Annotated in this window: 6 protein-coding genes; 2 read left to right on the top strand and 4 right to left on the bottom strand. The window is 69.3% G+C overall.

Going from position 1 to position 12,237, the window contains the following annotated elements; genetic code table 11:
- Positions 1-31 precede the first annotated feature (31 nt).
- Both Aph01nite_RS34525 and Aph01nite_RS42330 read right to left on the bottom strand, forming a co-directional pair.
- A complete protein-coding gene (locus tag Aph01nite_RS34525) occupies positions 32-1,048 on the bottom strand; it encodes a hypothetical protein (RefSeq protein ID WP_204045256.1) in 1,017 nt (338 codons plus the stop codon).
- A 33-nt stretch (positions 1,049-1,081) separates the two neighbouring features.
- Complete coding sequence (locus tag Aph01nite_RS42330; protein ID WP_204045255.1) at positions 1,082-4,738, bottom strand: AAA family ATPase; 3,657 nt, start codon at positions 4,736-4,738, stop codon at positions 1,082-1,084.
- Between the two features lie 208 nt (positions 4,739-4,946).
- Here Aph01nite_RS42330 and Aph01nite_RS34515 point away from each other — a divergent pair, with 208 nt between their 5' ends.
- Both Aph01nite_RS34515 and Aph01nite_RS34510 read left to right on the top strand, forming a co-directional pair.
- The gene (locus Aph01nite_RS34515) at positions 4,947-7,940 is read left to right on the top strand and encodes a CHAT domain-containing protein (protein ID WP_204045254.1); all 2,994 of its coding nucleotides are present in this window, start codon (positions 4,947-4,949) and stop codon (positions 7,938-7,940) included.
- Positions 7,941-8,029: 89 nt separating this feature from the next.
- The gene (locus tag Aph01nite_RS34510; protein ID WP_204045253.1) at positions 8,030-9,193 is read left to right on the top strand and encodes a hypothetical protein; all 1,164 of its coding nucleotides are present in this window, start codon (positions 8,030-8,032) and stop codon (positions 9,191-9,193) included.
- Here Aph01nite_RS34510 and Aph01nite_RS34505 read toward each other — a convergent pair.
- The gene (locus Aph01nite_RS34505; RefSeq protein ID WP_204045252.1) at positions 9,181-11,439 is read right to left on the bottom strand and encodes a M48 family metalloprotease; all 2,259 of its coding nucleotides are present in this window, start codon (positions 11,437-11,439) and stop codon (positions 9,181-9,183) included. The two genes, Aph01nite_RS34510 and Aph01nite_RS34505, sit on opposite strands and share 13 nt — an antisense overlap.
- Before the next feature lie 150 nt (positions 11,440-11,589).
- Positions 11,590-12,237, bottom strand: a 648-nt coding sequence (gene hisG, locus Aph01nite_RS34500) for an ATP phosphoribosyltransferase (protein WP_204045251.1), incomplete at its 5' end; no start/stop codon positions are given.

The raw sequence follows: 12,237 nt of genomic DNA, 5'->3' as shown, positions 1-12,237 counted from the left end.
CGTGGTGGGGGTTACCGCCCGGACCCGCTCGCTACGGCCGGGGTCGGCCGTAGTCCATGGGCAGCGCCTGCAGGCGCTCAACCGGGATCTCGTAGAGCACGTAGTACTTCTCGGAGCCGTCCGGGACCAGATCGGTGGGATCGAACAGCAGCGTGTACGGATCCACGCCGCCGTTGCGTGCCATGTACGGACGCGGGTCCTCGGCGTACGTGACGAGGGCGCCGCCCTTGTCGGTCATGATCAGGCCGTACTCCTGCATGGCGCGGGCGATCGTCCGGGCGGCCGGGCTGGTCAGCGTGGTGACGTCGAACGTGGGGTCGAGGCGGAAACGCTGCCCCTCGCAGGGGATGTCCTCACCCTCCACGAAGCCGTCGTTGCGGGTGGCCGGCCAGGAGTTGCAGTTCGCCCGGGTCCGTACCGTGACGATGTTGAGGGCGTGGTCGATGCGGCCGCGCCGGAGCTCGTCGATCCGGATCGTGAACGCGCCGAACGGCAGGCCGGTGGCGGTCGCGCCGAGCGGGTTCGTGAAGATGCCCGGATTCTTGGAGTAGTGGTCGATCTTGCCGCCCCAGCAGGCCGACCAGTTCCCGGCCGCGTCCTTCTCCGCCCGCCAGAAGTCCCAGTACGTGTCCGTGGACGGCTGGTAGATCGCCACCGACGCGTCGGTGCCCTTGGAGACGATCATGTCCGGCGGGGTCGGCACGGCGGCCAGGCTGTCGGCGATCACCGGGGCCAGGTGCGGCAGGTTGAGGCAGTCGGAGAAGGCCCATTTCTTCTTCGGGGTGTGGCGGCCGACGGTGTAGATCGGGGCCGAGTACTCGTCCGTGTTGATGGCCCAGGTACCGAAGTTCTGCTCCTTGTCGAGCTTGATGTTGTTGACGATGGCCTGCGAGTTGTGCGCGAGCCGTACATGGCGGGGGATCTTGGTGTTCCAGGGGCCCTTCGCGGAGAAGCCGTTGGTGGGTTCGCGATGGGACGCGGCGAGGGACGGGCCGGGCAGGGCCAAGCCGGCCAGAGTGATCAGCAAGACCACCGATCGTCTGCGCATGAGGGGTCAGGCCTCCTACGGGTGGATTGACGATCAGCGTAGGTCGCGGCCTCCCCGCGGACTTCCGGGTCGCACCCCAGGGATTTCGCGCGGCCACCCTGGCTCGGGCAGCAGCCTGCGGAGTTCGTCGCGGGTGCCGATGTCGAGCTTCCTGAACACGTTGGTCAGATGGAACTCGATGGTCTTCACGCTGAGGACCAGGCGTTCGGCGATCTCCCGGTTGGAGTTCCCGGCCGTGGCCAGCGTGACCACCGCCCGCTCGGCGGCGGTGAGGGCGCCCAGCGCCTCCGGAGGCGTGTCCAGGACCATCCCGGCCTGGTGGGCCGCGTCCAGGGTCTGCGTCATGTACGCGGTCGCGCCCATCGCGGTGAACTGGTCCAACGCGGCACGGAGGGAGCGTTCTGCCGCCGCGCGCCGGCCCATCGTGTGCTGGCACTTTCCGGTGAGCAGCTCGATCCTCGCCGCCTCCAGGCGCAGGCCGGTCTCCCGGGCGATCTGCAGGGCGGTACGGCATTCGAGCAGCGCGTCCTGGTGCCGTCCGGAAGCGGTGGCGATCTGGGCTTTCACCCGGGCCACACCCATGCCGACGGATCTGCGGCTGGACGGGCCGAGCCTGGCCTGGAACTCCCGCAGGGCCTGGAGGGCTTCGGGGAGGCGTCCCAGGCGGCACAGCGCTTCCGCGCGGAGCGGTCCGAGCAGATGGGTGCCCGGCTCCTGCGTCGGATAGATCGTCTCCGCGTCCTCGGCCGCCGCGAGGAGCCAGGTCGGGTCGTCTCTGGCCTGGGCGAGCATGGCCTGGGCGGTCGCCGCGTACAGCACGTTCGCCGGCGTGGCCACCTCACGCGCCCACCGACTGGCCTGCTCGGCATGCGCCTCCGCTCGCGCCCACTCCCCCTGCGCGGCCAGCGGATAACAGGCGATTCCATGCAACAGGGCGTAGTCCCACACGCGGCTGTTGTCCTCCGCATCCCCCACCGCGAGTTCCGCATGGAGTACGGCCTCGCCGAGCGCGCCCAGCCGGTACTCCGCCTCACCCAGGAACCCCAGCGCCTGCCCGATCCGCAGCGGTTCCCCCCGGGTGGCCCGGTCCACCGCCGACGCGAGATCGCTCCGCGCGCCCTGCGGGTCGTCGGTCCACAACCGGATCATGCCCCGGGCCACCATGCCGTCCAGCCCCGACGCCGCGCCCGGCGCGTCCACCCCCGCCAGCGCCTCCAGCGCCTCCGCGCTCCGCCCGACCACCGCCAGCGCGATCGACCTCGCGAACCACGCGAAAGCCGCCACCCACGACTCCTTCGCCCCCGCCACAGCCGTCCTCGCATCATCGATCATCTGCGGGTACGACTCCGTGAGCACCCCGATGATCGTCAGCTGCGACGCGATCCTGGCCGCCAGATCGGCGGGCTCCAGCGGATGACGCTCCTCCGCCTCCAAGGCCCGCCGCAACGCGACCGTCGCCTCCCCGACCTGCCCGGTCAACAGCAACTGATACCCGAACACATAACCCGCCCACCGCCCAATCCCCCCTGCTCCCGGGGCCTCAACCCCACCCACGGCGAGCGCAGCGACCTCCCCCTGATATTCGAGACTTGTCGCGATATCTCCGGCGACAAGCAACGCCTCCACCGCCCCCAGCAACCGAGGCCCGCGCGCCGCCCCCACGGGCGTCAACTCCACCGCATGCCGCCACAAAACCGCCGCCAGCGGCAACCACCCCTGCGCCAACCGCTCCCGCGCCGCCCGCTCCACATCCCCCGCCAGCCCTTCATCCGGCCCATCCGCCCCCGCGATCCGATGCCACAACGCCCCCGCCCCACCCCTCCTCGCCGCCCGCCGATGCAACTCCCTCCGCAGCCCCAACTCCACCTCGTGATAGACCAGCCCCCGCACCATCGCCCCCGGAAACCCCACCTCCAACCCCGCCGCCCCCGGCACCTCCTCCAACAACCGCATCCCCACCGCCTCCTCCAAAGCCCTCCCAAACACCCACGCCTCGTCCGCGCCCGGGGTTGATGGGGTCAGCCATCTCTCTTCCCGGTTGTCTCGCGTGAAGGTGTCAGCCTCGCGACGTGGGAAGCCGGTCAGTTCCCCACCGGATTGGCCAAAACCATCGGCGTTGTGGGGTGGCGGGCTGCTCCAGGCCTCTCCACCGGGTTGGGCGGGGGCGTCGGCAGCATGGGGCGATGGATTGGCGTGGGCCTCCCTCCCGGCCTGGGCGACAGTGCCGGCGTTGCCGGGGTCGGCGTGGGCCTTTCCGTCGGATCGGTCAAGGGCGTCCGTGTAGTGAGAAGAGGGGTTGGCGTGGGCCCTTCCACCGGGCTGGGCGGGGGTGCCGGCGTTGGGGGATGGGGGGTTGGCGTGGGTTTCTCTGCTGGGCTGGGCGGCATAGTCGGCGTTGCCGGGGTCGGTGTGGGCGTTTCCACCGGATCGGTCAAGGGCGTCCGTGTAGTGAGAAGAGGGGTTGACGTGGGCTTCCCTCCCGGCTTGGGCGACAGCGTCGGCGTTGGGGGATGGGGGGTTGGAGTGGGCTTCTCTGCTGGGCTGGGCGACCGTGCCGGCGTTGCCGGGGATCGCGATCGCGTGGGCCTTTCCACCGGGTTGGTCAGCGGTATCGGCGTCGTGGGGCGAGGGGTTGGTCTGGGCCGCTCCACCAGGTTGGGCGGGGATGTCGGAGTTGTGGGGTGGCGGGTTGGTGGGGGCTTCTCCACCAGGTTGGGCGGGGGCGTTGGGGGATGGGGAGTGGGGGTGGGGTGCTTCGGCTTCTCGGTTTGGGGGGTTAGTCGGGATCTCCTTGCTGTGGTCTTCAGTGGCGTTTGGGTGCATGAGGGTGCGGAGGGTTGTGAGGGTGGATTTGGGGCCGAGGATGGCGGCGGCGGAGAGGAGGGTGCGGGTGGTGGGGGAGCAGCGGGAGAGGTGGGTGCGGAGGGTGGTGGTGAGGGTTTGGGGGGCGGGGAGGGGGCCGTGGCCGTAGTTGATGGCGTGAAGGGGGAGTTCGTCCAGGAGGTGGCGGGCGTGGAGGGGATGGCCGGAGGTGTGGGTGTGGAGGCGGGCGGCGCCGCCGGGGGAGAGGCCGTGGTGGCCCTGGGTGACGGCGAGTCGTACCAGGTCGGGGGCGGTCAGGCCGGAGAGGGGGAGGCGGAGGCCGCGGTCGGAGTCGAACAGGCGGCGCCAGCCGTCGTCGAGGGTGGGGGCGGGGTTGTCGTGCATGATCCGGTCGAGAGGGCCGGGGGTCTGGTGGATCACGATGAGGAGGACGGGGTCGGCCAGGAGGCGGCGGGCGGCCAGTCGGAGGGTGGCCAGGGAGAGGCGGTCGGCCCATTGGGCGTCGTCGAGGACGAGGATCAGGTCCTTGCAGTCCTGGAGTTGGCGGGCCAGCGCTTGGCCGACGAAGACGGGATCGGTCCGGGTCTCCCACGGCCCGTCCGGAGATACGACGCCGGGAATCGGGAGAACATGAGCGATTTGTGTGAGTACGCCCCAGGGAAGGTTGGTTTCTGCTTCGTCGCCGCTTGCCCAGATGAGTGATTCTGGGTGGCATTCGCGGAGGAAACGGCGTACTAATGCGGTTTTGCCGATGCCTGGGTCGCCCTCAATGCTGATGATTCGCGTCTCGTTGTGCTGGACGTTCTCCCAGGCCTGCTGAAGGACGGCGAGTTCCCGCTCTCGCCCGACAAAACCACCTTTCCCCACGGCTCCAGGACCAGCTTGTTCGTTTGGCACGCGTCGCCTCGCCTCCGTGGACAACCGCCGTACCCACGATTCAAGCGCTGAACAGTCGTTAAGGTGGAGCATTCTGGACGGACCTGGCGTAGATGAGCGGAACTCTCTACGATCAACAATTGTGGCGGAACGGCCAGAGGCTCGCTCACGGTGGTGTTTTGCGGGGACGGCTCAGCCCGTGCTCGACGGGGAGCCTTGCCCGGCCGTCGAGATAAGCGTCGAATGGGATCTTTCTTCGCAATTTCTGCTGAACTCGCCTGGGATGGAACCCGGCAGTCTGACCTGGGTTGTCGTCGAGGACGAAGACGCCGACGTCACGGTGGACGGCACCGGCATCGCCGTCACACTAGGCCCGCTCCACGCGCCCATCGCTCCCCCCATGTGGTGGAGGACCACCCACAGTCCCATGGGCATCGGTTTCGACCTCCCCGTCCAAGCCGACACCGGGACCGCCCACCTCGCCGTGAACGGTTCAGCCTTACAAGGCAAGATCACCCTCTCCGGCACCACGCTCACCGGCCACCCAACCCACTACGAAGCCACCATCACCGCCACCTCTGTCGACGACGCCCCCCTTTTGGATCGTTCCTCCCCTATAAGCCGAAATATCGCCACAACGGCGGGGGGAAACGAGCGAGCTGTCCGCCTCCAGGACAGCCGGGGCGTCGACATGGCACCTGGCGCGGCGAAGGGTGACGAGCACCTCGACCTTCCGGCCACAGTCGCGGACCCTCCGGCCGCGGGCCCTTCAGCCACGCTCACGGGCCTTCCAGAAATGGATGTGAACCATCCAGCCACGGTCGTGGGAACGGCTCACGCTTCAGCGCCCCCATCGCCTGACGAGCGCATCAACGCTCCCGGGATGGAGTGCGACAGGACGACCGGCATTCATGTCATGAGAGGTGGCCAGAGCGCCGGTCTCCGTGGAGTGAGCAGTGAGGAGCGGGCTGGCTTCGCCAGTCCTGGCCACGGTAGCGCTGGCCTCGTCGGCATGGATGGCCTAGCGGAGGATGCCGTTAAGGGGGAGGTTACTCTTTCGGGGAATGAGGATGATCCGAATGACGAGCTTCGCAGGAAGATCGCGCACTGGGACGACGAACTCCGGAGGGCTGCGGGTGACGAGGAGCCCTCCGAGGCGGACGCGGATTCGGTTTTCGCGCGGATGCGAGTCCTCGACCAGCGCATATCACGAAATTTCGTAGAAAATGATCTAGCGGCGATGATGGCGGGCCTGCGGGACGCCACCGCACTGCGACGCGAGATCAGTTTCGGCGAATTGGTGACGGGCGCCTGGGAGCGATTCCTGCGCGATACCGGAGACACACTGGCCTTCGACCGTCAGATGGTGGAAGCACTGGCGGCCATGTCATCCGGACGGCTGAGCCTCCTCCTCGCCGATTCCGCGACCGACCTCGACACTTCGATCGAGCTCCTGTCGGGCTTGGACCGAACCCCACCCGACCTCGACGCCTTCAGCGGAGAAGTCTCCTCCGCGGCGGGAGAACTCGATCGCCTGGCTACGCGGCTACACGAACAAATAGCCAAAGCACTAGCCGCCGACCTGCACATCATCGACGACAACCACCCGCTTCGCTCCGCCCGCGACGACCTCCTGACATTGCTGGCCAGCGCCGGCTCCCCCGAAGACCTGGACCTCCGCGAACAACACTGGGAGCGCGACCTCGCCACCGCGATCCAACCCACACCCGGACATTCCGAAGTCACCGAACCGGCCTCCGCTGATTCGAGGTTCACCGGGTCGGCTTCGCTGGGCGCGGAGGAAGCGGCGGTTGTTCTGTTGGTTAAGAATGTCGCTGTTGTGCTGGTGGGGGCGGTGGCTCGGGTGGAGCACTGTCACGAGCAACTGCGGCGGCTGGATCCGGTGGGTAACGCCACGTTTGTGCGGGCGAGTAATGCGGATGCCATTGCTCGGCTCGGTCGGTATGTGGAGCGGTGGCGCGGCCGTCTGGAGTCGGACTGGGAGCGCATCCTCATGATGGAGGAGGCCCGGGAGCTGCATGGGCAACTGGTGGGGACGATGCTCGACCTGGGTGCTCCCATTGATGCGCTGGCTGCTTCGGAGATGGCGCGGGCGCGGGCGTTCGCCGATCTGATGACCGGTAGGAAGGCCGCTCCCGCGCTTACTCCGGCCCGCATGGAAGCCCTGTTGGCGGACTACGAGTCTCCGATCGTCGAGTACTTCCGGTTCGGTGACCGGCTCATCATTTTCGTCACCGATCTCGACGGGCGTGTCCACACTGTCGATCAGCACGTCGACCATCTGGCCCTGCGTGCGCTCGCGGGAGAGTTGCAGCACTGGTTCCGCGTCACCAAGGTCGACGATGTCCGGACGAGGGAGCTGCTCCGGGCGTTGGGGGAGATCCTTTGGGACCCGATCGCTCACTTACTGCCCACGGATCCGGACATCGCGGTCACCCTGGTCCCGCATGACGAGCTGTTGAGCGTGCCGCTGCACGCGTTGATCGACGCGGAGGGCAGGTATCTGGTCGAGCGGCACACGACCACGGTTCTGCCGGCGGCGTCGATTCTGCCGCCGTTGCTGGCACGCCGTACCGGGATGGGGAAGCCGACGCGGATCTGTGCGCTTGTCGATCCGGAGCCGATGCCGGTCGGGTACCGGCCGTTGCCGATTCTGCGGGGTGGCTTCCGGGTGGTGAGTGAGTTGTTCGCGGAGGCGGAGATTCATGCGGGGGCGGACGCCACCGAGGACGCACTGGTGGCTGGGGCTTCGCGGGGGCCGGGGGTGTTGTGCCTGGCCACGCATGCTGAGGCGTTGCCGTCGGATCCGATGGCGTCGTTTGTGGCGTTGGCGTCGGGCAAGTTGACGGCGGATGTCGTCCATGGCATGGAGCTGCCGGTGGCGTTGGTTGTGCTGGCCGCTTGTGAGACGGGCGGAGGGCAGGTCACCGGGGATGGGGTCATCGGGCTGAGCCGGGCGTTTTTGAGTGCGGGGCCGGTGGCGGTGCTGATGACCTTGTGGCCGGTCGTGGAGCGGGACAGTCTGCGGGTGCTTCGCCGGTTTCACGAGACGCATTTGAACACCCCGCTGGGCACGGCGCAGGCGCTCCGGGAGGCGCAGTGCTCGATGATCGCCGGTTCGGCGGCCCCGCGGAGCTGGGCGGCGTTCACCCTGTTCGGGCTGGCGCGATGACCGTGTGAGCGAGCGTGCGGAACCAGGAGGTGCTTATGGGCGGGTACGACGTGTTGGTTCGGTTGGACCTGGGTGCGGAGGAAGCCCTGATGGGGGCTGGCACCCGATTCAACCGGGAGGCCGGGATCCGGCTGGGACGGCCGTCGGTGGTGGAGGTGGCGCCGGAGGACCTGCCGCCGGAGGTGGCGGGGGCGCGGGGAGCGCATCTGTGGTCATATCTCCAGCTGCTGTTTCCGTTCGATCTTGAGGAGCCCGCGTCGGGAATGAGCTATCTGGAGGCCGTTTTCGAGGTCTCCCTGGACGGCGGCGAGGTCATCGGACGCCGCCTGTCCGCCACCCGATATGACGATATTTCCGCGTTGGGGAATCTCACCACGTTCGGCGACGGCGGCTCGGAGTTCCGCTGGCGGCTGCGGCCGGACAGCACGAACGGCGCGAACGGCGGGCTCAGCGACGGCAGCCGGACCGCGCGGGTGCTCCTGCAGGTCCCGCCCGGAGTCGCCTCCCTGACGGGAACGATCACCGCGACCGCGCGGCTCGCCGACCCCGAACTGGGCATGGAGGTCGAGGCGGCCGCCCCGGAACGGCAGCCGTTCGTGCTGAGCCTGGTGGACGGCACGTACTCGCCGATCATGTCCACCCGGGACCCGGCGTCGCTGTCCGAGCAGGAGGTGGTGAGCGGCGCCCGGCGGCTGTGTGTGGCGGTGGACATCGAGGCGTACAGCAAGCGGGACCCGGGCGAGCAGTTACGGCTGCAGGAGGTGCTGGTCCGGGTGCTGGACGGCGCGCTCGCCGCGGCGCTGCGGCCGATGCGCGGCTGCCACGTGCAGGAACAGGGTGACGGCCGGCTGGTCGTGCTGCCGCCCGGCATCGACGAGCCGCGCGTCATCCGCTGGTTCCTGCGCGAGCTGGCCAGCGGCCTCGCCGCCGCCAACCGCCCGGTACGGCCCGAGCTGGTGGTCCGCATGCGGGTAGCTCTCGACGAGGGCGTCGTCCTGCTGGGCGTCAACGGGTACGGCGGCAACAGCATCATCCGCGCCTGCCGCATGCGCGACTCCGCGGCCGCCAAGGAGGCGCTGGCCACGGCCTCCGGCTACCACGTCGTCATCGTCTCCGACGACATCTACGAGGAGTCGGTCACGAGCGCCTTCGAGGGCGACCCGGCCTGGCGCTTCGACAAGATCACGGCAGCGGTCCCGGACAAGGGCTTCACCGAGCACTGCTGGATCCACGTGCCCGGTCAGACCGCCTGATCCACGCTGACCGTGGTGCTGATCTGGAACGACGGCAGGTTCAGCAGCCCCCGCGGATCGCTGGAGGTGAGCTTCGGCATCCAGAGCGCGGTCATGGTGGCCGTGGCCAGGTCGATCTCGCCGCTGATCTCGGTGGCGACCGGCCTACCCCCATCGTTGAGCTCCACGGCCAGCCAGAAGGTGACCACGTCCCCGGCGCGGAACCAGAGGCCCTCCCCGGCGCGGATGTCGGTCCGCCCCGCGGGGTTCTCGAAGGTGAGACGCCCGTCGGCCTCGGCCCGCCAGGTCCCGGGTCCGAGCCAGCTCACGGCCGGCCCCAGCCACTCGGGCGGGCCGCCCACCTGCTGCAACGGCCGCGCCTGAGTGATCCGCAGCTGTACGGGCAGCTGCCGCCCGGCCCACGGACGGTCGTCCACGATCCCGGTCCGCTCCGGCGTCGGCTCCGCTGATTCCGTCGGCTGTGTCAGGCCCGGCGGCGAGGGCTGCGGAGGAGTCGTGACCCCCGCCGTCAGACTGCCCGCCGCGAGGACCGCCGGCACCAGCGCGGACACCAGATAGGGCGCGAACCGCTGCCGTACGGCCGGGACCGGCGTCCAGATGCGCATCCACAGCGGCGCCAGCAGCGGCCAGTTCACCAGCAGCACCAGGATCTCGATCAGGACGACCTGCGCCGCCGACAACTCGGTACGGAACGCCGTACCGACCATGGACAGAGCCTCGCCGAAGGAGTAGCCGTTCAGCTGGTGGGCGACCAGCTGGAAGAGGGCGATCAGCGCGAACCGCGCCACCACGGCGACCGGCCAGATGGCGGCGGACAGGGCGGTGCCGCCCGGCCACGCGGTGGCCGCCCTGAGGCGCAGGGCGCGCGGCGGATGGGTGAGGGCGGTGAACACGGCCCGGATGCCGCGCCGTCCGGCGGGTCCGAGGGCACGCTGGAACGCCGCCGGCCCCGCCTCCTGGAGCGCGAACCGGTCGGCGCTGAGTTCGGCGACCCAGAGGCCGGCCACGGGCAGGATCAGCGCGATCGGGACCGACATGGTGTCGTGCAGCAGGGTGAGCACGACCACCTGAGCTTCGGGGCCGTCGGCGGTGACATAAAGCACGACCGGGATGAGGACGAGCGCCGTGAGCAGCACACCCCAGACGCGTACGAGCCAGGCGAACGGGCTGGCCAAGCCCACGATCAGGTGGTCTCCCTGGCGGAGGTGGGCGACCTCGTGCAGCAGCACCGCCGTGGCGGCCTCGCGGTCGGCGTGCCACATGCGCAGCAGCGGCGGATACACCGCGATCCTGGCGGTACGCCAGCCCACCGGGTAGACCCGGGCCACGCGGTCGTGGTGGTCGCCCAGGCGGAGGTCGATGCCGGGGGCGTGCCGCCGTACCAGCGCGGTCATGGCCAGGATGGTGGGGTCGTCGCTCGGCCGCAGCCGGTGGCGTCGCTCGGCCCAGCGACCTCGAGCGTCCGGGAAGGCCACCCCCAAGATGCCCGAAAGCAGGAGCAGCGCGGGAAAGAGCTCAAGGAGCCCGGCTCCGGTCAGGAGGGTCGCCGCCGCCTGTTCCGCTCCTGCCGCCAGATATCCGACCAGACTGGATATCCCGTCGAGGTCCTCCTGCACGCCGCCCAGCAGCATCGGCACGCCCGGCGCGCTCACCCCGAGGAAGTAGAGCCACAACCAGGGCGGCAACATCCATCCCGGGCCCTCGCCCTGCCGCGCCAGCAGCCTGTCGGCGGATACCGGCTCCGCCGCCGGGCTCGCGGACAGGGCTCGCAGGAACGCCCGGATCTCCTCCGTGTCCCGATCCTGCTGGAATACCACCTTCAACGTCTGATACGTCAGCTCCTCGGCCCGGTCCGCGGCCACGCCCTGCGCCCGCAGCCGCTCCTCCAACCCTCCGACAACCCGCTCGAACCCCTCTTCCCGTACGGCTTGCGCCGTCGTCCCCGCCCGCCGTCGCATCCCCTGGCGCATGGCCAGCAGCACCATCAGATTCGCGAGCGGATTCTCCGCCACCAGCTCCAGCAGATGGTCGGACGCGAACCGCAACGCGTCCAGAATGACCGCCAGATCCCCAGGACCGAGCCCGCCGCCGAATCCGCCCGGCTCCCCGGCGCCGCCGCCCGCGAACAGCTCCCGACGCCGTTTCCCGCCCGCCGCGTAAGCGGCCCCCACGGCCTCCGCGCCCGCCACCTCACCGGGAACGACCTGCTCCGCGATCCGCCGGGCCCAGAGAGTGACAACATCCACGGAAGCCTCCACACATAGGCCCCAACAAACGCCGCCCTCATTATCGCGAAATATCGTCTTCGGGTTGTTGGAACGATGCAACCGTTACAACAATGAATCGCGGCGAATGGCTGGGAAATCCCGTATGCGAAAGTCAAGACGTCTATTCGGTCACGTGCGGCAGCCGTGGATTCGGGTGATGAGGATGGCGCGCGCCCCCGCGGCCTCCAGCTGGTCCATGATGTTCTGCGCCTGGTCGGCGGGCACCATGGACCGCACGGCAGTCCAGCCCTCCCGGTGCAGCGGCGAGACGGTGGGCGATTCGAGGCCCGGCGTGAGGGAAATGGCGCGGGCGAGATGTTCGTCGCGGATGTCGTAGTCCATCAGGACGTACTTGCGGGCGATGAGCACGCCTTTCAGGCGGCGCAGGAAACGCAGTTCCGCCTCTTCCGCGGCCCCGGCGACGGCGGGGCGGATCACGACCGCCTCGGACTTCATGATCGGCGCGCCGATGATCGTCAGGCCGAGCGCGGCGAGGGTGGAGCCGGTCTCGACCACGTCCGCGATGACCTCGGCCACGCCCAGCCGCAGTGACGTCTCGACGGCCCCGTCGAGGTGCACGATCCCGCCGGGGATCACGCCGTTCTCGGCCAGGTGTTTGGCGACCAGCCCGGAGAAGGAGGTGGCGATCTTCATGCCGGACAGGTCGTGCACCGAGGCGGCGACGCCGGGTACCCCGGCGAAGTGGAAGGTGGAGCGGGCGAAGCCCAGGGGCAGGATCTCCACGGCCGCCGCGCCGGAGTCCAGCAGCAGGTCACG

The organism is Acrocarpospora phusangensis (genome assembly GCF_016862995.1).
In the GTDB taxonomy this organism is placed as follows: Bacteria; Actinomycetota; Actinomycetes; order Streptosporangiales; family Streptosporangiaceae; genus Acrocarpospora; species Acrocarpospora phusangensis.
The sequence above is the reverse complement of the archived record's forward strand: the minus strand, read 5'-3'. Positions and strand labels throughout refer to the sequence as shown.

Excerpts from the sequence above, each read along its gene's own strand:
- Aph01nite_RS34525 (WP_204045256.1), bottom strand. The coding sequence starts at position 1,048 with ATGCGCAGACGATCGGTGGTCTTGCTGATCACTCTGGCCGGCTTGGCC.
- Aph01nite_RS34510 (WP_204045253.1), top strand. The coding sequence starts at position 8,030 with ATGGGGGCTGGCACCCGATTCAACCGGGAGGCCGGGATCCGGCTGGGA.